Annotated in this window: 21 protein-coding genes; 3 read left to right on the forward strand and 18 right to left on the reverse strand. The window is 60.6% G+C overall.

The genetic code is table 11. The features are described 5' to 3' along the window. Positions 1 to 13: 13 nt before the first annotated feature. From ACSBOB_RS06520 to ACSBOB_RS06530, 3 genes are read right to left on the reverse strand one after another with little or no spacing between them, the layout of a single operon-like run. A complete protein-coding gene (locus ACSBOB_RS06520; RefSeq protein ID WP_442581638.1) occupies positions 14 to 1,786 on the reverse strand; it encodes a GMC family oxidoreductase in 1,773 nt (590 codons plus the stop codon). Then, complete coding sequence (locus ACSBOB_RS06525; protein WP_442581639.1) at positions 1,783 to 2,262, reverse strand: nuclear transport factor 2 family protein; 480 nt, start codon at positions 2,260 to 2,262, stop codon at positions 1,783 to 1,785. The genes ACSBOB_RS06520 and ACSBOB_RS06525 overlap by 4 nt, the downstream gene beginning before the upstream one ends. A 1-nt stretch (position 2,263) precedes the next feature. Next, positions 2,264 to 3,244, reverse strand: a complete 981-nt coding sequence (locus tag ACSBOB_RS06530; protein WP_442581640.1) for a fumarylacetoacetate hydrolase family protein — start codon at positions 3,242 to 3,244, stop codon at positions 2,264 to 2,266. Positions 3,245 to 3,489: 245 nt separating this feature from the next. Here ACSBOB_RS06530 and ACSBOB_RS06535 point away from each other — a divergent pair, with 245 nt between their 5' ends. Together ACSBOB_RS06535 and ACSBOB_RS06540 are read left to right on the forward strand one after the other, a co-directional pair. Then, the gene (locus ACSBOB_RS06535) at positions 3,490 to 4,575 is read left to right on the forward strand and encodes a mandelate racemase/muconate lactonizing enzyme family protein (RefSeq protein ID WP_442581641.1); all 1,086 of its coding nucleotides are present in this window, start codon (positions 3,490 to 3,492) and stop codon (positions 4,573 to 4,575) included. 27 nt (positions 4,576 to 4,602) lie between these two features. Then, a complete protein-coding gene (locus tag ACSBOB_RS06540) occupies positions 4,603 to 5,400 on the forward strand; it encodes a helix-turn-helix domain-containing protein (RefSeq protein WP_442581642.1) in 798 nt (265 codons plus the stop codon). Between the two features lie 212 nt (positions 5,401 to 5,612). Here ACSBOB_RS06540 and ACSBOB_RS06545 read toward each other — a convergent pair whose 3' ends face one another. The 12 genes from ACSBOB_RS06545 to ACSBOB_RS06600 form a co-directional block, all read right to left on the reverse strand. Then, a complete protein-coding gene (locus ACSBOB_RS06545) occupies positions 5,613 to 7,112 on the reverse strand; it encodes a tripartite tricarboxylate transporter permease (protein ID WP_442581643.1) in 1,500 nt (499 codons plus the stop codon). Positions 7,113 to 7,116: 4 nt separating this feature from the next. Beyond that, the gene (locus tag ACSBOB_RS06550) at positions 7,117 to 7,542 is read right to left on the reverse strand and encodes a tripartite tricarboxylate transporter TctB family protein (RefSeq protein ID WP_442581644.1); all 426 of its coding nucleotides are present in this window, start codon (positions 7,540 to 7,542) and stop codon (positions 7,117 to 7,119) included. A 57-nt stretch (positions 7,543 to 7,599) separates the two neighbouring features. Then, entirely contained in the window at positions 7,600 to 8,589 is a 990-nt protein-coding gene (locus ACSBOB_RS06555; RefSeq protein WP_442581645.1) for a tripartite tricarboxylate transporter substrate binding protein, read from the reverse strand. Positions 8,590 to 8,640: 51 nt separating this feature from the next. Continuing rightward, the gene (locus ACSBOB_RS06560; protein ID WP_442581646.1) at positions 8,641 to 9,867 is read right to left on the reverse strand and encodes a CoA transferase; all 1,227 of its coding nucleotides are present in this window, start codon (positions 9,865 to 9,867) and stop codon (positions 8,641 to 8,643) included. Between the two features lie 209 nt (positions 9,868 to 10,076). Next, positions 10,077 to 11,717, reverse strand: a complete 1,641-nt coding sequence (locus tag ACSBOB_RS06565; protein WP_442581647.1) for a thiamine pyrophosphate-binding protein — start codon at positions 11,715 to 11,717, stop codon at positions 10,077 to 10,079. Between the two features lie 35 nt (positions 11,718 to 11,752). Then, positions 11,753 to 12,943, reverse strand: coding sequence for a CaiB/BaiF CoA transferase family protein (locus tag ACSBOB_RS06570; protein ID WP_442581648.1), 1,191 nt, complete (start codon positions 12,941 to 12,943; stop codon positions 11,753 to 11,755). 267 nt (positions 12,944 to 13,210) lie between these two features. After that, entirely contained in the window at positions 13,211 to 14,278 is a 1,068-nt protein-coding gene (locus tag ACSBOB_RS06575; protein WP_442581649.1) for an ABC transporter ATP-binding protein, read from the reverse strand. Beyond that, positions 14,279 to 15,085, reverse strand: a complete 807-nt coding sequence (locus ACSBOB_RS06580) for an ABC transporter permease (protein WP_442581650.1) — start codon at positions 15,083 to 15,085, stop codon at positions 14,279 to 14,281. It lies immediately after the preceding gene. Then, positions 15,078 to 15,887: an ABC transporter permease gene (locus tag ACSBOB_RS06585; RefSeq protein WP_442581651.1), complete on the reverse strand. Its 810-nt coding sequence runs from the start codon at positions 15,885 to 15,887 to the stop codon at positions 15,078 to 15,080. The genes ACSBOB_RS06580 and ACSBOB_RS06585 overlap by 8 nt, the downstream gene beginning before the upstream one ends. A 44-nt stretch (positions 15,888 to 15,931) precedes the next feature. After that, positions 15,932 to 17,008: an ABC transporter substrate-binding protein gene (locus ACSBOB_RS06590; RefSeq protein WP_442581652.1), complete on the reverse strand. Its 1,077-nt coding sequence runs from the start codon at positions 17,006 to 17,008 to the stop codon at positions 15,932 to 15,934. Between the two features lie 475 nt (positions 17,009 to 17,483). Next, the gene (locus ACSBOB_RS06595; RefSeq protein ID WP_442581653.1) at positions 17,484 to 18,872 is read right to left on the reverse strand and encodes a TRAP transporter large permease; all 1,389 of its coding nucleotides are present in this window, start codon (positions 18,870 to 18,872) and stop codon (positions 17,484 to 17,486) included. Continuing rightward, a complete protein-coding gene (locus tag ACSBOB_RS06600) occupies positions 18,869 to 19,474 on the reverse strand; it encodes a TRAP transporter small permease subunit (protein WP_442581654.1) in 606 nt (201 codons plus the stop codon). The genes ACSBOB_RS06595 and ACSBOB_RS06600 overlap by 4 nt, the downstream gene beginning before the upstream one ends. A 455-nt stretch (positions 19,475 to 19,929) precedes the next feature. On the opposite strand from ACSBOB_RS06600, the gene ACSBOB_RS06605 reads away from it, so the two are divergent. Continuing rightward, positions 19,930 to 20,082: a hypothetical protein gene (locus ACSBOB_RS06605; RefSeq protein WP_442583658.1), complete on the forward strand. Its 153-nt coding sequence runs from the start codon at positions 19,930 to 19,932 to the stop codon at positions 20,080 to 20,082. Positions 20,083 to 20,124: 42 nt separating this feature from the next. Here the strand turns inward: ACSBOB_RS06605 and ACSBOB_RS06610 are convergent, their stop codons facing one another. The 3 genes from ACSBOB_RS06610 to ACSBOB_RS06620 form a co-directional block, all read right to left on the reverse strand. Next, on the reverse strand, positions 20,125 to 20,958 hold the full coding sequence (locus ACSBOB_RS06610) for a 3-keto-5-aminohexanoate cleavage protein (protein ID WP_442581655.1): 834 nt from the start codon (positions 20,956 to 20,958) through the stop codon (positions 20,125 to 20,127). 138 nt (positions 20,959 to 21,096) lie between these two features. After that, complete coding sequence (locus tag ACSBOB_RS06615; RefSeq protein ID WP_442581656.1) at positions 21,097 to 22,182, reverse strand: TRAP transporter substrate-binding protein; 1,086 nt, start codon at positions 22,180 to 22,182, stop codon at positions 21,097 to 21,099. Between the two features lie 288 nt (positions 22,183 to 22,470). Then, positions 22,471 to 23,541: a Bug family tripartite tricarboxylate transporter substrate binding protein gene (locus ACSBOB_RS06620; RefSeq protein ID WP_442581657.1), complete on the reverse strand. Its 1,071-nt coding sequence runs from the start codon at positions 23,539 to 23,541 to the stop codon at positions 22,471 to 22,473. Positions 23,542 to 23,549: the final 8 nt, after the last annotated feature.

Genomic DNA, 23,549 nt, shown 5'->3' on the forward strand with positions numbered 1-23,549 from the left:
AAGGGTCTCCAGCCTACGCCGCAGCCGACGCGATTCCGTGCGTATGCTTTCCTGCGCGCTCTTGTCTGATCAGATCGGCTAACCGCTCGGCCACCATGATCGTCGGAATGTTGGTGTTCGCACATGGGATCGACGGCATGATCGAGGCGTCGCAAACGCGCAGGTTGGACACGCCGATCACCCTGCCTGAGCTTTCGGTGACTGACGTCGGATCATTCTCCGCACCCATCCGGCATGTCCCCACAGGATGCCATACTCCTGTGACGCTCTGGGTGAGATACGCATCGAGTATCGCGTCGTCGCGAAGGATCTCAGCAAGGGACGCGCCCTCAGTGACGAACTTTCGAATGAGCCACGGTCTCATTGTCGGCAACGCATCGAGCATCATGGCGAAGACCTGCATCACCGCCTGGTTCCGCACGCCGGGGGAAGAGAAGCGGCGGACGCGATCCGAGTAATTGGCGGGGAACGCGGTTCGGGAGACGCTTGATACCGATTGCGATTGGGCGATCTCGGCGACGAAGCGGAATGCCGCGCGCAGGCGCGTCATGTCGCGATCATCCGACAGCATCCGGAAATCGACGTTCGGTTCGAAATCGGCATCGGGAGAGGCCAGATCCACGCTGCCCTGGGAGTATGCCTTGTTCACCCAGACATAGAGCGTCCCGATGCGGCGCCCCATCGCGTGCCATCCGGATCGCGCAATAATGGCAAGACTCATATCGCCTTGCGGACAGTCGGCGGTCTCCGATGAATAGCGGAAATGGGCCTGCGTGTGATGCCGGAACGCGTGCTGCATCCGCGCCGGCCTGTCCAGCATGCAGGACACCGAGATGACCGGATGCTCGATCAAGTTGCGCCCGACGCCTCGACGGTCCGCCACCACTTTGATCCCGAGCGCCGACAGATCGCCGGCCGGCCCGATCCCGCTTCGCATGAGCATCGCCGGGCTGTGAATGGTCCCGCAGCTGAGGATTGTCTCCCGTGCACGCACGTCAAGCAGTTCGCCCGATACGCTTCGCAGGCTGGCGCCGATCGCACTGCGTCCCTCGAACAGGATCTGCCTGACGGATGTCTGGGTCAAGATGGTGAGGTTGGGACGGCTTCGGACGTCCGCGCTCAGATAGGCATATGCGCAGGAGACCCGCTGGCCGTTTTCGTCAACCGATGCGGAAACCGGCATGTAGCCATCCCGCCAGACTCCGTTCTGGTCTTCGACCAGCCCGTAGCCGCGCCCCTTCAACTCTGCGACGACTGCACTGACGAAACCAGTCCAATCCGCCATCGGGAAGCGGCTGATGGCAACGGGGCCGTCGGCTCCATGAAGGTCGCCGCGGAAATTGAGGTCGCGTTCCAGTTTGCGGAAGTAGGGAAGCACGCTACCCCAGTTCCAGCCCGCAGCACCAAGGTTCTCCCATTCGTCGTAATCCGAGGGCGCTCCACGATTGGCGCACAGGCCGTTGATCGTCGATCCGCCTCCGAGCAGCCGCGCCTGCTCGTAGCGCGCGATGCGTCCCGCGTCGGGATCGTTGCGGCGCCCGCCGCCGAGCCGCGCCTGCAGCCCGCGCCACGTGTAGTCCGGGTTGAAGTAGGCCTTGCCGGGATAATTCGAGAGGACGTCCGGGGACGCGGTTTCCCGCGTCACGTCTTTCCCGGCTTCGACGAGCAGAACGCTGACTCCGGCGTGCTCGCTCAGGCGCGAAGCCAGGGTGCATCCGGCCGAGCCGCCGCCGATGATCAGGTAGTCGAAGGTCCGCCCACCCAGCAGTTCGGCCAGCGATTTCATTGTCTTTTCTCCGAAGCGCCCAACGCCAGTGGCGACGAGGCGCCCTCGCGGGCGAATATCCAGCTGACGATCCGCTGCTTGAACAGCCAGCGACCGGTTTCGTCGCGCTGGTAGATGTCGTCATAATCGGCGACCACCAGCGGATCGGCGGGATGCGGCGGCAGGCCGTCCCGGGCGAACAGGGTGAGAATGCAGGTTCCCGCTACCAACCCGTCGTCGTTCGGCACAAGCCGAAGGTTCGTGAATATGTGTCGAGCCGTACGTGCGCCGTGCTCCTTGCGGCGTCGATAGCTTTCCCTGATGGCCTCGCGACCGGAGCTTCGCGCACCGGTCGATCGGCCGTAGACACCATCTTCCGTGAACAGATCGGCGACCTTCTCAGATTGGTCGTGGTCGATCAGATAAGCGAATTCAGCGTTCAGCGCCTCTATCTCGAGTCGCATCAGCAGAAGAGATTGATGACTGATTTCACCCATGTCAGAGCGACGTCTCTACGGAGTTCGAAAGCGTTCCGATGGTTTCGATCGAAACCGAAACCGGTCCACCGAGCACGCGCAGGTCGACGTTCTGCACCGCTTTTCCGGTTCCGTCCGCTCGCTTCAGTGCCGTACCCATCGAGATGATGTCACCTGGCAGCAATGTCATGTAACCTGAGACGAATTCGATGACCTCGGGAATCTTGTGCGAAAGGTTCCTCGTGCTGTCTTCGGTGACCAACTCCCCCTTGTGGTCACAGCGGACCGAGAGGCCGTGGGGATTGGGCACGGCGTCGCGCAGAACAAGCCACGGCCCCATCGGAGAAAACGTGTCGCTGCACTTGTAGCGGCCAGGATAGGTCACGAACGTGTCGACATATTCGATGGTGTCGTGATCGCCCTTCTTTGGGTGGATCGCTCGATAGTGAAAGGTATCCTCCTGTCGCATGGTCGGCGAGGTGATGTCGTTGTGTATGGTATAGCCGAATACATATTGGAGTGCCTCGGAAGCTTTCACATTCCTCGCGGTCTTGCCGATGACGACAGCAAGTTCTGGCTCGGGATGCACTCGTCCATAATGCTCTTTCACGATGATGGGTTGGCCGTGGCCAACAAGCGCGTTCGCCGCCTTGAGGAATATAGCCGGATGGTTCGGACCTGACATGATGCGGTCGGCATTCGCGCTGTTGTTCAGCGCCAGGCAACAAATCTTGGAGGGCCTGCGGACCGGAGGGTGCCAGGTGATCGATTCAGGGCGGATAGGCTCGATCGCGTCCGGCCTCTGCGCCAGCAGGTCGCCGACCTGCCTCAGACTATCGAGCGCTTCCTCACCTGCTTCAATTAGGACCAGCATGTCGCGACTCCACTCCGGTACTCCACCCGTGAGAATCTGGAGGGCCGCTGGAAGGCTGTAGACATAGCCGTTCAGACCTTCAACAACGAGGAAGTCTTCAGCCTCGCCCCTTACGCTTGCAATTTTCAAGCCCGCACCCTTTCCGAATTAGCGGCGCGACACCTCAAAGCGCAGTCGTGCGATGGGTGAGCTGAGCTGCTCCTAACCGGAGGAACAGCGCCGGCTGGTGCGCCTTGGACGGCTTAGACTTTCAGCAAACTCGCCCCGCCAACACAAACGGGTTGCAACCTAATTTCGATCATTGAAACTCTTACCAAATGCGCCAGCACGCATCACCGCTCATGGTAGGGATCGGCTTCCTGTCGGAGGATATCTTGAAGATCATTGCCGTAGACAGCTTCCTGCTCGCCCTCCCTTACCGCACGAGCGGTGGGTTCCACTACATTGCAGGTCGTCCTTCGAACACGCTAGCGATGCTGCTGGTGAGGATTAGCACTGACGACGGTCTCAGCGGGTGGGGCGAGGCGTTCGGCCATGCCGGCGCCGCAGCGACGAAGTCGATGCTTGACACGCTGGTAGCGCCTTTGCTCATCGGTGAGCGCGCCGACGACATCGGCGCGCTCATGACAAGCGTAAGGCGCAAGATACATCTCTTCGGCTTGAGCGGTCCAGCGATCTACGCGGTGTCAGGCCTGGATATCGCCCTCTGGGATCTTCTCGGAAAGCGGGAGGGAAAATCGATCGCCGAGCTTCTTGGGCGGCGTAGATCGGACGTGCCGGTCTATGCGAGCTTTCTGAGATGTTCGTCCCACGACGCTCTTCAACAGACATGCGCATCCGCGGTGGCGGAAGGCTACAGGACGGTGAAGCTTCATGAGATCACCGTGGATCGCATTGCTGCGGCACGACATGGTCTCGGGCCAGATGTAGCGCTGGCGGTCGACACAAACTGTCCCTGGGACCTGCGCGAGGCCACCGCCATGGTGGAGACGGTTCGTGAACTAAATCTTCTCTGGCTGGAGGAGCCAATCTGGCCTCCCGACGACTACGCCACGCTCGCCGCGCTCCGTAACGCCGGAACACCGATCTCCGCCGGCGAGAACGTATCGTCGCAATGCGAGTTCGGTCGACTTCTTGAGGCGAACGCGCTCGACATATTGCAGCCGAGTGTTTGCAAGGTCGGCGGCATCTCGGAGATGCTCAAGGTACTGGACCTGTCGAACCGCCAAAAGGTCGACACCATTCCACATTGCGGCTATCTTGGCCCGGGTTACGCCGCGACACTGCATCTCGTGTCGACCCTCGAACAGGCCCCGCTCGAGCGCCTCTACATCGAACTGGAAGAGACCCCCTTTCCGTCGATCCCCGCAGTGGTCGATGGCTGGAGCAGTGTGCCGGCCGGCGCGGGCCTTGGTTGCGATGTCGACACGGGAATTGTAGAAAGGTACCGGGTCGCCTAACCTCCCCGGATGCTGAGCACGAGAGCCGTGAAAGCGTTGGACATTCAGGAAAAAACTCGCAGTTACGCTGATGTCAGTCTCGTTCAGCGCACCTTGTCAGTTATGGAATGCGCCAATCGTTTAGAACTGATCACCGTCCACGAGATTAGCAGACAGTGTGATATTCCGCCGAGCAGTGTTGTTCGGATCCTGGAGACCCTGTGCGCTGAAGGCTATCTCACTCACATCTCCCGGCGCGGAGGCTACGCTCTCACATCCAAGGTTAAGGCCCTGAGCGCGGGATTTCATAGCAAGGCGCTGGTGGTTGAGATCGTGAAGCCGATCGTCGATGGCTTGACGAAAGAACATCTCTGGCCGTTTGCCGTCGCTACGCTGGACCACGATGCGATGGTCGTTCAATATTCCTCAATACCTTTGAGCCCGCTGGCGCATGCCCGGAGCACTCTGCATAAACGCGGATCGCTGATCACCCGCGCGCACGGGTTGGCCTATATGGCGTTCTGCGGCAGCAGGGAGCGAAGCCTTCTCCTCCGACTTGCCCTCGAGCGCAAATTCTTTGAAGATCAGATCGTGTCGAGCAACTATGAATGGCGCATGGCGTTGCGGCGGACGCGTAAGAGAGGTTTCGCCACGCGGCTCGCCAAGGCGGATCCGTTCACCAATTCGCTGGCAGTTCCAATAGTGGTCGAGCCGGGTCGTGTGGTGGCGACCCTTGGAGTTACCTACTTCCGCAAGGTCGTCAACGGAGCCAACATGGCTCTGATCGCCAGCGCTTTGAAGCGTGAAGCAGCCCGAGCGGCAGACCTCATACGCGAGCGTATGTAGTAGACAGGGTTACGCATCCGAAGTGGCCGTCAGGATCGCGTGACGCCCCACCTCCGCTAGTCCTAGGGGTCGATAAGGGCAAGGCTCAACCCCGTGGCTTGGATGCACCAGGACGGATCGGCGTTACTGCCAAGCAGGCGTGCACCTCACCGACGGTGAAGGGATACCGAGATGGTCCGCCTTGGTTCTGCGACCAACGTCCGCGTTCGCAATTAGCTATCCGACCGCCTTCTCCCGAACTGCGAGCGTAGAAGCGGTGAAATTAGAACCAGCAGAGCCAGGCAGAGAAATATCGCGCTGATATTGCTCTCGAAGAGCGCCTTCAGATCGCCGTTCGAGATCAGCATGGTTCGACGGAAGTGCTCTTCCAGCAACGGCGAAAGTATGAAGCCAAGGACAAGGGACGCCATCGGGTAGGAAAATCTGCCAAGGCTGAAGCCTACGATGCCGAAGCCGATTGTCATCAGGACGTCAAAAGCGCTGTTGTTGATGCTGTAGACGCCCAGGCAGACGAGCAGGAGGATTGTTGGGTAGAGTACGTTTGGCGGGATCGTGAGCATACGCACCCAGATACCGATCATCGGTATGTTGAGGACAAGCAGCATGGCATTGCCGATCCACATGCTTGCCACGAGCCCCCAGAACAACTCGGGCTGCTGCACGATGAACAGCGGACCCGGCTGGATGCCGTGAATCATAAGGGCGCCGACCAGGACTGCCATCACGGCGTCTCCGGGAATACCCAGGCCGAGCGTGGGCACGAACGCGGTTTGCACCGATGCATTGTTCGCAGCTTCCGGCGACACTATGCCTTCGATGGCTCCCTTGCCGAAACGTGACGGGTCCTTGGCGACCCGCTTCTCGACGGCATAAGCCATGATGGTTGCCAGTGTCGCCCCCATGCCGGGCAATACGCCCACAATCGAACCGACGGCTGTGCCGCGCAGCGCCGGCGCCAAGGCCTGCGCAAACTCGTGCCGCGCCGGTATCATCGATCGGAGCGTCACCTTCTTGGTCAAAACCGGCGGCTGGCTGCCTCCGACATAAGTGTTCAGCACTTCTGCAACACCGAACAGTCCCATCATCATCGCCGTCAAATTGATACCGTCGAGAAGCCAGGTGTTGCCGCCGGTGAAGCGCGCCTGGCCTGACGTCACATCGATGCCAACCATGCCAAGCAGCAGGCCGAGAACCACCATCGTCAAACCTTTCAGCGGGGAACCGATGGCCAGCATCGACGATGCGAGGAGGCAGAACAGGATCAGCGAGAAATAGTCTGCCGAAGAAAAAGCCAGAGCGAGATCGGAAAGCGGTTGAGTAACCGAGAGCAGGATCACGATGCCGATCGAGCCGCCGATGAACGATGCCATTGTCGTGATGAACAGCGCCATCCCGGGCCGTCCACTTTTCGTGATGGGATAGGCATCCAGACAGGTTATGGCGGCCGAGGGATCCCCGGGCAAATTGAGAAGAATGGCAGAGATGGACCCGCCATACTGCGATCCGTAGAAGATGCCCGACAACATGATCAGCGCCACGAGTGGATCGAAATAGTAGGTCAGGGGGAGACAGAGCGAGATCGCCGCCAGAGGACCTACCCCCGGCAGCGCGCCGACGAACGTGCCGACCGTCACGCCGACAAAGCAGGCAAGCAGAGCCTCGATGGTCATCGCATGCTGAAAGCCGGCAACAAGGTTGGACAGCGCCTCCATGGCGCTACCAGACCAAGATCTTGAGCGGCAGGCCAAAGCCGTAAATGAAGACCAGAGCCGAGACGAGGGAGCCGACTACCGCAGTTGTCGCGATCTGAACCGGGTTGAGCGGTCGGCGCGCCAGGCTTGCGAGCACGATCAACGAGACCGAGGCCGGGAAGAGCCCGACCCGCTCCACAAGGAAAGCCCAGACGGCAATGCCTCCCAAGACCAGAAGAAAGGCCAGCCAAGGGATTTCCGGCGCCCCCTCCCTGCTATGCCAGTTGGCCAACAAGTTGACCATGCCGACCACGGCCAAGAGAACGCCGATGAGCACCGGAAAGTAACCGGGACCCATGTTGGAGAGGTCGCCGATGTGGTAGCGGCTCGCGAAATAGACCATCACCACGGCGAACACCAACACCGCGGTGGCGACCGTCCGCTCCCACATACTTGTCATACCTCGATACTCCAGGAGCTGCGACTTGCGAAGGAAGACCGGACTGCCTCAGTTGGCCGAGAAGAGCTTCCCGTAGGTCTCGCTCTGCTCCGCAAGGAAAGCCTCCAGCTCCTCCGCCCCCAGGTAGCGTACGGTGCTGTTGACGGTTTCCATCTGCTTGAGGAACTCCGCGTCCTTGAGGGTCGCCTCGACCGCGGCGGACACCTTTGCGACAATGGCTGGATCCGCACCCTTTGGCATGCTCAGCGCGCGCCATGTCGAGATGCTCACCGGAAAGCCGAGTTCCGCAGTCGTCTGCACGTCCGGCAGCCCCTTGAAGCGCGGCTCACCTTCCGCTCCGGCGACGGCGAGAACACGGGCCTTGCCGGCCTGCGCGTGGGGGAGAATTTCCGTTGCTCCGATGGCTGCCGACTGAACATGGTTGCCTATCAGCTGCAGGATGGCCGCCGGTCCTCCGTCGAAGGGGATATGCTTGAACTTGACCTCGGCCGAGGTCTCCAGGTTGCGCGCCATCATATGATAGCTGCCGCCCTCGCTCGCGTTCGCCACGGTGAGCTGTCCAGGATTGCCGCGCGCTGCAGTCAGAAGATCGTTAAGCGACTGGAAGGGCGAGGCAGCCGGCACCGCGATCACCGACTGATCCACGCTGATCATGGCGAGATTGGTGAGGTCGCTGTAGGACGTCTTCATCGTGCCGCGCAGGTTGGCGGTTATGAGCTGCGCGGTGACGATGCCCAGCGTGTAGCCGTCGTTGGGCGCTTTCGCCAGCAGTTCGAACCCGACGACACCGGAGCCGCCGGGACGATTCACCACCTGCACCGGCGTGGCGAGTTGAGAGCTCAAGCCTTTGGCGAGGGCTCGCGCCACGAGGTCGGTGCCGCCGCCAGGCGCGAAGCCGACGATGATCTCAATCGGCTTCGACGGATATTCCTGCGCATGCAAGACCGCAGGCGCGAAACCGACGACTGTCGCGACAGCAAGGGCGCCTGCCGTTATCGACGACCACGTTGAATATGAAGTTCTATCCTTTAGTGCCATGTTCTCCTCCTCCTCAATTCGACAGCCGCGACCCGCGCGGCGCAGGTCAAGCTAGACGACCCCCTGCTTCTTCAGTTCTTCCAATCGCTCAGGGGATATTCCGAGGATGTCGCCGTACACCTGGTCATTGTCGGCACCGAGAAGCGGCGCCGCCTTAACCGTCAGTTGGTTGTCAGACATCTTGACCATGAAGCCGGGAAGCTTGAACGGCCCGCGCACCGGGTGGTCCACCGTCACGAACGTGCCGCGTTCATTCAAAGAAGGGTCTTCCGAAAGCTCCTGCGTGTCGAACACCGCGCTGGCCGGCACGCCGGCTTTGCCTAGCAACCGCATCACCTCGAATTTGTCGTGGTTGATCGTCCAGGCGCTGATTATCGCGTCGATTTCCCGGAAGTTTTGAGCCCGCTGCTTCGCGACCAGGAACCTTTCGTCTGTCTTCAGGTCCTCGCGATCGATCACTTCCAGCAGCTTGTGCCAATGTACGTTGCTCGCTCGCGTCGTATAGACGTAACAATAGTCGTTCGGACCGCCGCCCTTGCAGGGATAGACCTCGCTGGGCGACGTTCCGGCGATTATGCTCTGGTTGCCGCACCTTTCGGCGGGTCGGTCGAATATATACTGGGCCGCATAAGCGATGCGGCCGAAATTGATCACCGCATCCTGCATGGTCACATCGATGCGCTGGCCGCGTCCCGTCGCATGTCGCTGGACGATGGCAGCTAGGATCCCGATCGCGCAGTGGAGGCCCGCCCCCGTATCCCCAATGTTGGAGCCGGGTTTCAACGGACGCCCGTCGGCCTCGCCCGTGATGGAAAGTGCTCCGCCCGCGGCCTGTGCGATAGGGTCGAATGCGAGGAAGTCGGCATACGGACTATTCGCGGCGAATCCCTTGATCTGAGCGAAGACGATCCTTGGATTGAGGCGCTTCACGGTGTCGTAGTCGAAGCCCAGTTTCTCGATCACCCCGGGAGCGAAGTTTTCCACGAGGACGTCCCCGTTTCGAATGAAATCCTCGAGCAGCAGCCTTCCTTGTTCGGACTTGAGGTTGCAGGTGACGCTCTTCTTGTTTGCGTTCAGCAGGAGGAAATAGGGAGAATCCAGTCCGGCTGTGTCTGTCGTGGCGCCGCGACCCTGTTCGCCCCGCCCCGGCATCTCGACCTTGATGACCTCCGCGCCCAGCCAGGCGAGCGTTTCCGTACAGGACGTGCCCGCCTCGAACTGGGTCAGATCGATGACCCGAATGCCTGAAAGCGGCGTTGATTTCACATCATCCTGCATGTTGTACCCATCGATCTGCAAATACTCAGTGAGTCATCCGCATTCGGTAACCCACCATCGGAGCGACGCGGGGAAGCGGCAACATCCGAATTTTTCAGTTTCAATCAGTGGAATTATGTCTCCGAGCGACGCGCTTTGGAGCCACCGGGAGCGGCACATGATCGCGCGTGCACCCGTCGGCGGTCTGCCCAAATCGCGGTCGGTGTCCACTAAGTGGTGAATGAGGTGAAGCTCACGGTTCCTGCGCGCGCGTTGCTATCGGTGACGACATTCACGACCGCTGTCCTCCCGGACCTCACCGCGGCTTGAGCGCGTTCGAGAGCCGGCCTGATGTCTTGCGGGCGCTCGACGAATTCGCCATGGCAGCCGAGTGCTTCGCCCATTAGGTCGAAACGGGTGTAGCCGAGGTAGCGCCCGGGCTTCACGTTGTCGGGATCTGCTGTCCAGCCGCCGTTCAGGCTGATGACAACCAGTACGGGGAGATCGTGCCTGACTGCGGTATCGAGTTCCATGGCATTCAGCCCGAAGGAACCGTCACCGTGCAACACGAGTACATCCTTGTCGGGCCGCGCGGCTTTGGCGCCGACGCCGAACGGCAAACCCACCCCCATCGTGCCGAATGGACCGGAGTTCAGTCGATGGCCCGGAAGATAGCTCGGGATGGACTGACGGCCAAAGTTCAGTATCTCCTGCCCATCCACGACGAGTATGGTGTCGCGACCAATGAAGTCGCGGATTTCCTTGCAAAGCCGCAACGGGTGGATGGGTATCTGGTCCGTCGCAAGCTTCTGCTCCGATTTGGGAGCCTTGTCCGCTTCGATCTGTGCGAGCGTCTTGCGCCATTCCTTGAAACGCTCGGCCGTCACTGTGCCTTCGCACGCCTGGCGAAGTTGCCGGAGCACGGTCCGCGCGTCACCCAGAACCGGAATATCGACGTGATCGGACTGCGCCAGTTCAGCAGGATCGATATCTATACGGACGATCTTGGCGTCTTCCGCGAAACGCGGCGGCTTTCCCTGGCTGAAAACGTAGTTCAAACGGGTGCCGACGACGAAGATCAGATCGGCCTGCTTGTAGGCTTGGCTACGCGCATGAGCGAAGAAGTAGGAATGGTCTTCGGGAAGAACGCCGCGTCCCTGCGGTGTCGTATAGAATGGAATGCCCAAGGCATCCACGAGGGCCGTCAGGTCCTCCGATGCATCCGACCAGAGGGTGCCGCTGCCGGACAGAATGATGGGACGCTCTGAAGCACCCAGCGCTTCGACGATCTGCTTGACCACCTCTTCCCCCGCAGCCACGCGCGGCGCAGTCACGCCGAACGTCTTCGGCCAGATCACGGTGTCCTCGTCGACGTCCTTGTAGAGGACGTCACCGGGCAGATCGAGATACACCGGTCCGGGCTTCCCCGACATGGCATGGCGGAATGCCAGCGCGACGTATTCGGGTATGCGCCGTGCCTCCAGCACGCGGTCGGCCCATTTGGTCACCGGGCGCATGATCGCCAACTGGTCGATTTCCTGGAAGGAGCCGGTATGGAGCTGGTTGAGCGGGCTGGCGCCACCCATCGCGACGACCGGGGCGCAATCGACCAATGCATTGGCAAGGCCTGTGGTGAGGTTGATCGCGCCTGGGCCCGATGCTCCCATGCAGAACCCTGGCTTGAGACGGATCCGGGAATAGGCCTGCGCCATCATCGCGGCCGCCTGTTCGTGCCGCACGTCGATCATCCTGACGCCGTTCGCCATTGCGGCTTTCACGCCGTCATTGATGGGGCCGCCCATGATGTAGAAGCCGGTATCGACCCCTGCCCTGGCCAGGGCCTGACCGAGGAGTGTATATCCTTTGATCATTGATGCATCCGCTGCTTGAAGTTGAGGGGTTGGGCTTAGATCGCGCCTCGTTCGGCAAGATTCGCGATCTCTTGTTCGGTCAGGCCGATAAGATCCCGGTAGACCTCGAGGTTGTCGGCACCCAGAAGTGGGGCCGGCTTTACGGGTATGTGCGACTCGCTCATCTTGATGACGAAACCCGGAATCTTCATCGGTCCCCTGACGGGATGCTCGACCGTGACGAAGGTTCCGCGTTCGAGCAATGACGCATCGTTCGACAGTTCCGAGGTGTCGAAGATCGCGCTGGCGGGAATGCCGGCTTCTCCGAACAGACGCATGACCTCGTTCTTATCTCGACGGATCGTCCAGGCTGCGATCGCCGCGTCGACCTCGCGATAGTTCTTCGCGCGCACCTGGGCGCTGGTGAACCGCGGATCACCGAGAAGGTCGGTCCGCCCGATGACCTCCAGCACCTTCTCCCAGTGGATGTTGCTCGCCCGCGTCGTGTAGACGTAACAGTAGTCGTTGGTACCGCCACCGAGACATGGATAGACCTCGCTCGGCGACGTGCCGGCGATCAGACTCTGGTTGCCGACACGCGGCGGCGGTGAGCCGAACATTTCCTGGGCGGCGTAGGCGATCCGGGTGAAGTTGATCACCGCATCCTGCATCGTCACCTCGATGCGCTGACCGATGCCCGTCTCTCGCCGTTGATACAGCGCCGCCAGGATTCCGATCGCGCAGTGGAGTCCCGCGCCTGTGTCGGCAAGGTTTGGCCCCGGCTTGATGGGCCTGCCGCCTTCCTCGCCCGTTGTAGCAAGAGCGCCGCCGGCAGCCTGAGCAATCGCGTCGAAAGCCAGATAGCGCGCGAATGGTCCGTTGGGCGCGAACCCCTTGACCTGCGCGTAGACGATGTCCGGCTTGATCGCACGCACGGTCTGATAGTCGAAACCCAGGCGGTCGATCACGCCGGGAGCGAAATTCTCGATGAAGACATCGCCGCCGGCTATCAGCTTCGTCAGGAGTTCGCGACCCTCCGGTGATTTGACGTTGCAGGTGACACTGCGCTTGTTGGCGTTGAGCATCACGAAATACGGCGAATCGACCCCACCCTTGTCGGACGTCGCGCCGCGGCCCTGCTCGCCCCGGCCAGGCGGTTCGATCTTGATAACGTCTGCTCCGAGCCAGGCGAGCGTCTCGGTGCAAGAAGTTCCGGCTTCGAACTGGGTGAGGTCTATCACGCGCACGCCTGCCAACGCTCCGTTCCCGGCTATTGGCGAAGCACCGGTCTTCCCTGTGGCCATCGTCTACATCCTCGATTTCGGTCGCGTGGATCTGGCTAAGTTGCGTCTCGGCGACGACCGCTGCGCTGCTCACCCGACGCGCCTCAAAGTTGAATGCGGGCCAGATGGTCGACATCCACCCTCGTCAGGACTACTGACACGGACACTCTCGGGTATCCATTTCCAAAGCCGGAGATTTCATGTTGTGAAATTACGACCGCGACCGCCAGCTTACTGCAGTATGACGACGTCGCTTGGTTTGACGCTCACCGAGAGCTGCTGTCCGTGCTGGATGGAGCGAAAATCGCGTCGGGTAAGCTGACGTACGCTGATGAGGCTGCCGTCTTTCAGACGAAGCCGGATGTCGATGACGCCGCCCGTGAGGGTCGTGTCCTCGACGACGCCCTGGACGCCATTTCTGGCAAAACCGTCGCCTGTGTCGACCGTGAACGATTCCGGACGTATCATGATTTTCGCGCTGGCGGCCTTGGTATCCGTAGGAACTCCTTCGACGACCAGCCCGCCGGCCGTTGAGATCTTGGCGCTGCCGCCATCAGCTTCCAGCGACGCGTCGATGATGTTCGATTCACCCAGGAAATCGGCCGCAAAGATCGTACGCGGCCGGAAATAGAGATCATCAGGCGTCCCGAGTTGCTCGATCCTGCCCCCGTTCATCAGACAGATCCGATCGGAAAGTACGAGCGCCTCGCTTTGGTCATGGGTAACATAGAGGAGCGTCACACCGAGCGTCTTATGAATGCGCTTGATCTCAAGCTGCAACTGGTCGCGGAGCTTCTTGTCGAGTGCGCCGAGCGGCTCGTCCATCAAGATGAGGTCGGGATCGTAGACGAGGCACCGGGCGATCGCGATGCGCTGCTGCTGACCGCCGGACAGTTCCTTCGGCTTCCGCTCGCCGTAGCCGGCAAGGCTGACAACCTCCAGAACCTCGTCCACCCTCTTCCGAATGTCAGCTTCGGAGCGCTTTCTCACCCGCAAGGGGAACGCGATGTTCTCGAAGACTGTCATGTGAGGCATCAGCGCGTAGTTCTGAAACACCATGCCAAGTTCACGACGGTTGGGAGGCAACTTCGTCACGTCGCGATTACCAATCCAGATCGCTCCGCAAGTCGCACCGATCGATCCCGATATGAGATTGAGTATGGTCGTCTTTCCCGATCCACTTGGCCCGAGAAGCGTGACGAACTCACCTTTTTGGATCTCGAGCGACGTCGGCCAGAGGGCGCGCACGGCGCCGTAAAGCTTCTCGACCTCGTCCAGCCGCACCATCGTTTCGGTCATTCACTCGGCCCTTTGAACCAATGACATCGCGACGCAGGCCACGAACGACAGGACTGTCAGCAGGCTGGAGATCGCGGCGAGAACGGGAGAAATCTCCCAGTGGATGCTGCTGTACATCTTCACCGGAAGCGTCTCCGACTGGACGCTCGAAATGAAGTAGGAGATCACGACTTCGTCGAACGACAGGAGAAACGCGAAGAGAGCGGCGACGATGATGGAAGGGACGATCAGCGGCAGCACCACCTTCCAGACAATGCGCAGCCGCCCCGCCCCCATGGTCTCGGCCGCGAGCTCGAGGTTGCGATCGACATAGCGCAGACCGGCGAAGGCAGTGACGATGACGAACGGAACGGTGACCACGGTGTGGGCCGCCACCAGGCCAAATGTGGTTCCGACGAGGCCGATCCTCGACAGATAGAGATACATCGCCAATGCCACCGCGATGTGCGGCATGAACATGGGGCTGAGAAGCAGGATCGTGAGGAGGCCCTTGCCACGAAACTCCGTGCGGCTGATGCCGTAGGCGGCCGAGAACCCGAACAGCAGGGAAAAAAGCATGGTCGCCAGGCCGATCTTCACGCTCTGATAGGTCACGTCCATCCAGGTCGATTCCTGGAAATACTGGCGATAGAGCTCGAGCGAGTAGGAGCGCGGCGGAAACATCAGTTCCCCGCCAGTCCCGAACGACATCGGAATGACGATCAGGCTCGGCAGAACGAGGAAGACGTATCCGAAGATCGCCGCGGCGGTGCCGATGCCGGGCAAGAGCCGGTCTGTCAGCATTGTCGATCGCATAGGATCAGCCATGTGCCGTCAACCCTCCTCCCCTGACGCGTGAAATGAGTGCGCTCAATAGCGCCGTCAGGATGATCAGCAGCACCGTCAGCGCAGCCGCCAAGCCCCAGTCGAGGGTTTGACGCACATGCATCTCGACCAGGTTGGCGAGCATCATGTCCTTCGACCCGCCGAGCAATGCCGGCGTGACGAACATGCCGAGCGAAAGGACGACGCTTATCAGGCAACCCGCGATGACGCCCGGCATGCTCAGGGGCAGCGTCACGCTGCGGAAAATCCTGGCACGCCCCGCGCCCATCACTTCGGCCGCGCGCCGAAGGTCGGGATTTTGTGCGAGCAGGCTGGTCAGGATCGCGAAGATCATGAACGGCAGCAGATAGTGCGCCATTCCGATCACCACGCCCGGCCGGTTGAAGAGCAGCTTGAGAGCAGTATCAGGGCCGAACAGGGCCCGCGCCACATTGTTGATGATGCCCTCTTGCCCCAGGAGCACGGTGAAGGCGAAGCTCTTCACCAGGATGCTAGTCCAGAAGGGCAACAGCACGAGCGTCATCAGCAACGTCCGGCGGCGCGGCGGCTGCTTGAACAGGTGATAAGCGACCGGATACCCAATCAGCAATGTGACAAGCGTAGACAGGCCGCTGATTTCCAGCGTCGAACGCAGCACACGGAGATAGAGTCCGGACGTGAAGAGTTCGGCATAGTTCGACCCGGTCAGGACCGGGTCGAAAAAGCTGGCAAGCACCACCAGCCCGAGCGGCAACACGAAAAAGATCGTGAAAAACACGACAATAGGAATGACGAATACGAACATTCACTCACTCGCGGGAACGCATTTCGCGGCTGCCGCAACGACGGTCAAGCAAGCCGCCATTCGAGGAAGCGCTTGTTCACCGCGGCGTAGTTTTCCGCCCACCAGTCGACGTTGACGAACATGACCTGCGGATCATCGAACTTCGGCTGGCGCGCACTGACTTCCGGGGTCATCAGGGGCACGGCCGCCGGGTTGATCGGCGTGGATCCGGTCTCGTTGCAGAACGCCGCCTGCAGGTCGGGCCGGAGGAAGTGCCCCATGAGTTGCATCGCCGCGTCACGGTTCTTCGTGCCCTTCGGAATGACATGGGTGCCCGGGGTCAGGAAGTTCGGGCCATAGGCGAAATCGACCGCCGACCCCTGCTTCCGGGCGGCTTCGATGCGCGAGCTGTAGGTAAACACGAAATCGACTTCGTTGTTCTGCAGCAGCGAGACTGTCTGCGGGGTCTCCGCGATCCAGTGCGCCACACTCGCCTTGATCTTGTCGAGCGACGCGAAAGCGCGATCAACGTCGATCGGATAGACGTCTTTCGGAGCCACTCCGTCGGCGATCAGCGCCATCTCGAGGTTGTCCTCCGGACGCGACCGTAGCCCGCGACGTCCAGGGAATTTCTCGAGGTTCCAGAACTCGGCCCATCCGGTGGGATGCTTGCCGCTCGGGAACTTGTCCGGATTGAAGCCTATGCCGCCGCGGGAGAAGTAGTAGGTGTTGAAGAACTTCGACTGGCCGCGCTCGATCGCGCCGCCCTTGTGGACGACAGCGTAGTCAATTTCTTCCAGGATACCATCATTTCCCGCCGCGGACGCCTGCGGCCCGATGAGGTTCAGGAGGTCCCACTCGACATTGCCGGTCTGAACCTGCGCGCGCAGCTTGGCCAGATCGGCGCCGGGGCTGGAGAGGACGTCAATACCCGTTTCCTTGATGAAGGATGCGATGAAGACCTTGGTGATGACGTCCTGTGTCGAGCCGCCGTAGCCGATATAGACCAGCTGCGTGGCTGCGCGCGCCTGCGCGGTGATCACGTAAGGTGCAGACAGAGCCAGACCGGAAACAGCGGAATTTGCGAGAAACTGCCTGCGTGTAAGTGCCAGTGAGCCGTATTTGCCTTTTCCTGACGACATTCTCCACCTCCCAGTGTATGCGGCGACGCGTTGTCCCGCTTTTGGGCAGCATAACGAGCGAACTCGGACGGAGTGGTCAAATGTACTGAATTTCATCATATGAAATTCTTCGCGAAGTGGATCGGTATGCTCGAGTGGCTGTTCGGAACCGCGCCCCACATCCTCATCTCGACAGTCAGGCAAACTTTGCCTTGAAGCGACAGTGGAAATTGAGGCCCACTGGCGGCACGACGGCTTTCACGCCGGTTGACGACGAGATGCATCGAGTCGAGCTTACAAGAGCTATCCGTGCACGATCTCCGCGAAGGTGACTACCGTCTTGTGGCCGGAGTTCCTTCTCTGGTCTATTCGCTCACCACAATCGGAGTCGTCGCCAAGATAGGTCCGCTACCCAATTGGAGAGCGGCAAGCCTTGGCCTTCCACCCTCGCCTGGGCGGCGAACCGCGGTGGAGTGCGTGTTCAATTATGGTCCAATCATCCCAGCCCGGGTATGATGATATCGATGGTGTCCGGATCGACATCTGGGCTGGTGTCGAGGAAGAACGTCACTAATTCCGGCCAGGCGATAAGAATGGCTACCAGTATAAGCTGAAGCACAAGCCAAGGAATCGCGCCCCGATAGATATCGCTTGTCTTGACCGTGCTTCGCGGTGCGATGCCTCTCAGGTAGAAAAGCGCGAAGCCGAACGGCGGGTGCATGAAGCTGGTCTGCACGTTGGCGCAGATCATGACACCGAACCAGACCAAATCGATGCCAAGGGCGGTGGCCACTGGCGCGAGCAGTGGGATGATAATGAAGGCGATCTCGAAGAAGTCGAGGAAGAACGCCATGATGAAGATGAAGATGTTTACGAAAACGAGGAACCCGACCACGCCGCCGGGGAGACCGGTCAGCATGCCTTCGATCCAGTGGCTGCCGCCGACGCCTTGAAACACAAGGCTGAAAACCCGCGCTCCAAGGAGGATGAACACGACCATCGCGGTGATACGCATTGTCATGCTCATGCCCTGATAGACGAACGCCCATGTCAGGCGGCCATTCACCAAGGCAAGAAGGATGGCCCCGACGACGCCCATCGCTCCCGCCTCGGTCGGCGTGGCCAGGCCCATAATGATGGTACCGAGAACGACAAAGATCAGCGCCAATGACGGGACCATGCCACGCATGCATTTGATCAGGAGTGGCCAGCCACGCAGCGTTCGCGCCTCCGGCGGGAGGGCCGGGACATCCTGAGGCCGAATGATCGACAGGATGAATACCCAGCCGGCAAAGAGCAGCACCTGAACGATCGATGCGCCGGTGGCGCCGATATACATGTCGCCAGGGGAGCGACCAAGCTGGTCTGCCAGGACGATGAGGACGAGCGATGGCGGGATCAGTTGAGTAATCGTACCGGACGCCGCGATCACGCCCGTGGCGTGCCTGACATTGTAGCCGTAGCGCATCATGGCCGGAAGGGAGATCAGGCCCATAGCGATCACAGACGCCGCAACCGTGCCGGTTATCGCACCGAGGATCGCACCGACGAGGATCACTGCATAGGACAGGCCGCCGCGAACACTGCCGAACAGTTGGCCGAAGCCCTCGAGCAGGTCTTCCGCCAGTCCGCATCGCTCGAGGATCACTCCCATGAAGGTGAAGAAGGGAATGGCAAGGAGAAGCTCGTTCGAGAGGACAGAGAACAGTTGGTAGGTCAGGTTGCCGAGGAACCCCGGCGGAAAAAGCCCAAGCTCGATCGCGACCAGGCCGGAGAACAGCCCGACGGCAGCAAGCGAGAACGCCGCCGGATAGCCGGCAATCAGGAACACCATAAGGCCCGCGAACATGAGCGGCGCCATGTAATGAGTAAGCAGTTCGATCATTGGAGCGGCTTTTCGTAAGCGAATTCGCGGACGTAGCTGCCGGTCAGCGCGACTATGCACTTGATGATCTCGGCGATGCCCTGCAGGAAGACCAGGGCAAACCCGAGGGGGAGCATGAGTTTCGCAGGCCAGCGGACCAGCCCGCCGGAGTTGATTGATCCTTCGTTGTTGACCCAGGAATCGACGAACCATGGCCAGGTGAACCAAACCATGAGGAGGCACATAGGAAGCAGAAAGAAGATGCCGCCGAGCAGGTCGATCCAGGTGCGCGTCCTTTCGCTCACCCAGCCGTACAAAATATCGACACGGACATGCTCGTTGACCTTCAAGGTCCAGGCTGCACCGAGCATGACCATGCCTGCGAACATGTACCACTGGGCTTCGGAGAGCGTGTTCGAGTTTTCGCGATAGGTATCGATCATCCAACCAAACAGGCCAGTCCCCGTCTCGCCCTCCAGCCACATGAGACCGTTGGTCGAGTAGCGGAAAAGGGCGTTGAAGGAACTCACCAGCGACGAGGCGAGTACCAGATAAATCGCCACGATGCCGACGCGCCGGCTGATTTCATCGATTACGCGAGTGACCGCCAAAGCAAAGCGCACGTCGTCCCCCACCCGTTCTTGGCTTGTCCGACCGACCGCCATCCGAAGGGCGGCCCGAGACAAGTGTCGATCAGTCCTCATTCTCCCTTCGAGAGACCGCGACTCATTCCCCTGATCGAGCCGTCGATATGGATGTGGACAAGCAGGGGCCGCGTCAGATGCGCCCGACCCTTGCGAACGTCGCTTGTTGAAAAGCGCATCAGCACTCGGAGAAGGATTGTGGGTCGGACGATCCGCACTCTAATATATTCCGGCACCCTGTCGGTCGGCGTCCTCTGGAATTTCGCTAGCTGGAACCGCGCAACGCAGTGCCGCCCGCGCAGCTCTTCAGCACCTCGATGACTGGCGGTGCATCGTGAAAGCCGGAACTGTGCGTTCGGATCGAAAGCTGCGAGGTGCTAGAAGCCTATCCTCATGGCGCCGTGGTCAGCTGGCATCCGGTCGGCACATGCCGAGTGGGACGGGCGAACGATCCGCTGGCTGTGACACGACACTCGAACTGCGTGCTCGGATTCCGAACCCTGAGGGTATGCCATTCATCGCCACGCCATCCGATCGTGCGCGTACACCAACATTCCGATAATCATGATCGCAGAGCGCATCAGTGATATGATCATTCAGGAGCAGGTAGCGAACACTGCAACAGTCGCCTAGAGTGCGTACAGATCCCTTAAGCCGGCTGCATCGCACGACGCATAGCCCACTCCCTTCAGGACGGTTACTACCGCTTCGACCAGCGCTGCGTTGGAGGGAGCTTGGCGGCCGTCAGGCAGCAGGAGATTATTCTCGAAGCCGACCCGCACCTGGCCGCCGAGCAGCGCGGCTGCGGTTACGCACGCCGCCTCGTGCCGGCCGAAAGCGCAGACACTCCAGTTCGCGAAGCGCGGCAGCCCTGCGGCAAGGAACGGCAACAGGTCGGACGGCTGCGAGGTCTGGTTGGTTGTATAGCGACCGAGTACGTAAAGGACGGGGATCTCGCGCCACGGAACGAGACCGCGTGCGATCAGGTTCGCCAGACGGATCGCTTCGGCAGGTCCGTAGAGGATGATCTGCGGCAACACACACTCCCGCTTCATCCAGCACAGGAGTTCCGCGAACTCAGGTTCTGCCGCGTCGTCAGGCACGATCTCGCGCAACGCCATGGAAGCCGCTTCCGGTCGAGTGGCCTTCAGCACCCCTATCTGCTCGGCTGGGGCATAGATGCCTAGCGCCTCCGTAGTAATTTGCACGACGAGCCTGTCGCCGACCTTGGACCGGATGGCAGAGATTGCTTCCCTGTAAGCCTCTGCGTCGAGAAGGTGACGGCCGTCGTTGCGCCTGACATGCACGTGAATCATGCTCGCACCGGCCGTCAGGCATTCGGCTGCGGTCTGTGCCAACTCGGCGGGCGTCAGCGGGATTGCCGGATGGTCGGCCTTCACGCGTCGCCCTCCGTTCGGTGCGACGGCTATTGCTGTTTTCGGAGTGGTCACGTCGCTGGACATTGAAGATCCCAAAGATATCCAAGGGACGCCCGTCGACCCAGGGCATGGTAGCCTGCGAGCAAGCCGGGCGTTTACGAAAATGGGCGAGATCCCCCGCCCATCCACGTGTAGAATCGGACCCTGCCGTGCGGAGCCCGGTCAGGCCTTCTTCAGTCCCTTTACCATGATGTTGTCATACTGGATCTCCTGGGCGGAGAACCACAGGTACACGTCCTGAAGGAAGGAAGAGTAGGAATCGTAGAGGATCTTGAAATCCGGGCTCTTGGCCGCGAATTCGTCCATGATCTGCCTGGAAGCAGTTCGGCCCGCTTCCACCACCTCTTCGGGAAATGCGCGGAGCTGAGCACCGGCGGCCACCAGCCGCTTCAGCGCGGGCGGATTGCGGGCATCCATCTTGGCCGGCATCGTCACGTTGGCGTAGCTGCACGCGTTGCGCAGAATTTCCTGATAGCTGCGTGGCAATTGGTTCCAGGCCTCCAGGTTGAAGATCGCGTTGACGACAGATTGGCCTTCGGTGAAGCCCGGCAGGTAGTAATAGGGCGCCACCTTCACGAAGCCGAGCCGCTCATCGTCGTATGGCGCGACCCATTCGGCGCCATCGATGACGCCACGCTCTAGAGCAGCATAGATCTCGCCGGCCGGGATCGTCTGCGGCACCGCGCCCATGCGGCTCATCACTTCGCCGCCGATGCCCGCTGTGCGGAACTTCAGCCCGACAAAATCCTGCAGGCTTTTGATTTCCTTGCGGAACCACCCACCCATCTGACCGCCACTGTTGCCCGCCGGCAAGTGGTAGACATTGTACTTTGCGAGGAACTGGTTGCAAAGGTCGATGCCGCCGCCCTCGTACATCCACGCGTTCTGTTGCCGCTGGTTCATGCCGAATGGGATCGATGTCGGGATGGCGAAGGCGGGATCCTTGCCGATGGCATAGTAGAGGGCGGTGTGGCCAGCCTGGACCGTGCCGGCCTGCACCGCGTCGAGGATCTGAAGCGGCGGGACAATCTCACCCGCGGCGAAAATCTGGATCTGAAAGTTGCCGTCCGTCAGTTCGCTTGCGATCCTAGCGATCGTCTCGGTGGTGCTGAACTGGACATCCAGCGTCTTTGGAAAAATCGAAGCCAGCTTCCAGGTCACCACCGGTTGCGACCTGGCGACGGCCGGCATGGCGAGTAGGCCGCCGGCCGCACGCACCCCGTGCTTGAGCAAACCCCTGCGATTCATGAGTTCCTCCCTTTGTTGCCTCGGAATGTAGCCTAGCGACGTCGGATCGAGGATTTGGAGGAGTTTTCGCACATTTCACCATCCGAAACTCGAGCCGACGCGATCGTCGCGAGTTGCGTCCCCATCGCAGCAAGCTGAGACGCCAACCGCCCAACCTACCGGCACGGCCCTGGGCATTTCTTGTCGTTCAACGCCCATGGCGCCGGCGATGTCGCTAAGATCCTTGCGCTTGTCGCGCGCGTAGTGCCCGGCGATGCAAAGGCATTGCCGGGCATCGCCAGTTGGAAATTATTCTTTGAGCGCGAAGCCGCTGTCGGCGAGCTTCTGCCAGGCCTGGACGTCGGCAGCGAAGGTCTTGGCGGCCTCGGCCGGCGTGCTGCCGATAGCGAGCATGCCGGCGTGCTCGGCAACGGTCTTGAAATTATCGGTGGTCGCCGCTTCACCAATGGCGGAAGCGATCCGATCGATGATTTCCTTCGAAGTATCTGCGGGCACAAAGAGAGCGGTCCAGAGGCCGACAGTCATTTCGGGAAGGCCCTGCTCCTGCATGGTGGGAACGTTAGGCAATTCCGGCCAGCGGGTTTCGGACGTAACCGCAATCGCCTTGACCTTGCCGCTCCGGATCATCTCCAGCGCCGATATGGAGTCGAACATGATATGCACCTGGCCTCCCATCAGCCCCAAATGGGCTGTGCCGCTGTCAGCGTAGGGAATGTGGGTGATATCAAGATTTGAGCCACGCAAGAAACGCTCGCTCATCAGGTGCGGCGTGGAGCCTATGCCGGTCGAAGCGTAGTTGAGCTTGCCCGGATTGTCATTGATGTAGTCTATGAGTTCGGTCACGTTGGAAACGGGCACATCGGGGGTGACCAAAAGCACCTGGGGCCCTTTGCCAAGGATGGTCACCGGGACAATGTCCTTCAGGGGATTGAAGGTCAGCTTCTTGTTGAACACGGTGTGAATCGCGATCACGCTCGTATGCTGCAAGATGGTGTAGCCGTTTGGATCGGATTGGGCGACACGGTTGGCGCCGATCGTGCCGGCCGCGCCGGGGCGGTTGTCGACCACGAAAGGCTGCTTGAGCGCATCCTGCAGGCTTGATGCCGCTAAGCGGCCCATTGCGTCGGAAAGCCCCCCCGGTCCATAGGGCACCACGATGGTGACCGGACGATCCGGGTAGCTCTGCGCCTGTGCAGGCATGCCCGCGAAGACCGCGCTCGCGGCAACCGCCAGGCCTGCGACGACTGAAAGGGCGTGCGGGCGCAACAGGTGCGCGGTCATGTGCGCTACCGAGCGCAGCCGCTTAACGGCACTGCCGAACACTATGCGTTTGGTCCCGAGCTTGAAAAACATTGTCATTCCATCCT

This window comes from Mesorhizobium sp. KACC 23794, assembly GCF_052180275.1.
Taxonomy (GTDB): Bacteria; Pseudomonadota; Alphaproteobacteria; order Rhizobiales; family Rhizobiaceae; genus Kumtagia.

Excerpts from the sequence above, each read along its gene's own strand:
- ACSBOB_RS06550 (WP_442581644.1), bottom strand. The coding sequence starts at position 7,542 with ATGTGGGAGCGGACGGTCGCCACCGCGGTGTTGGTGTTCGCCGTGGTG.
- ACSBOB_RS06545 (WP_442581643.1), bottom strand. The coding sequence starts at position 7,112 with ATGGAGGCGCTGTCCAACCTTGTTGCCGGCTTTCAGCATGCGATGACC.
- ACSBOB_RS06580 (WP_442581650.1), bottom strand. The coding sequence starts at position 15,085 with ATGGCTGATCCTATGCGATCGACAATGCTGACAGACCGGCTCTTGCCC.
- ACSBOB_RS06555 (WP_442581645.1), bottom strand. The coding sequence starts at position 8,589 with ATGGCACTAAAGGATAGAACTTCATATTCAACGTGGTCGTCGATAACG.
- ACSBOB_RS06520 (WP_442581638.1), bottom strand. The coding sequence starts at position 1,786 with ATGAAATCGCTGGCCGAACTGCTGGGTGGGCGGACCTTCGACTACCTG.
- ACSBOB_RS06610 (WP_442581655.1), bottom strand. The coding sequence starts at position 20,958 with ATGTCCAGCGACGTGACCACTCCGAAAACAGCAATAGCCGTCGCACCG.
- ACSBOB_RS06560 (WP_442581646.1), bottom strand. The coding sequence starts at position 9,867 with ATGCAGGATGATGTGAAATCAACGCCGCTTTCAGGCATTCGGGTCATC.
- ACSBOB_RS06585 (WP_442581651.1), bottom strand. The coding sequence starts at position 15,887 with ATGTTCGTATTCGTCATTCCTATTGTCGTGTTTTTCACGATCTTTTTC.
- ACSBOB_RS06595 (WP_442581653.1), bottom strand. The coding sequence starts at position 18,872 with ATGATCGAACTGCTTACTCATTACATGGCGCCGCTCATGTTCGCGGGC.
- ACSBOB_RS06620 (WP_442581657.1), bottom strand. The coding sequence starts at position 23,541 with ATGACAATGTTTTTCAAGCTCGGGACCAAACGCATAGTGTTCGGCAGT.
- ACSBOB_RS06525 (WP_442581639.1), bottom strand. The coding sequence starts at position 2,262 with ATGGGTGAAATCAGTCATCAATCTCTTCTGCTGATGCGACTCGAGATA.
- ACSBOB_RS06575 (WP_442581649.1), bottom strand. The coding sequence starts at position 14,278 with ATGACCGAAACGATGGTGCGGCTGGACGAGGTCGAGAAGCTTTACGGC.
- ACSBOB_RS06615 (WP_442581656.1), bottom strand. The coding sequence starts at position 22,182 with ATGAATCGCAGGGGTTTGCTCAAGCACGGGGTGCGTGCGGCCGGCGGC.
- ACSBOB_RS06565 (WP_442581647.1), bottom strand. The coding sequence starts at position 11,717 with ATGATCAAAGGATATACACTCCTCGGTCAGGCCCTGGCCAGGGCAGGG.
- ACSBOB_RS06590 (WP_442581652.1), bottom strand. The coding sequence starts at position 17,008 with ATGTCGTCAGGAAAAGGCAAATACGGCTCACTGGCACTTACACGCAGG.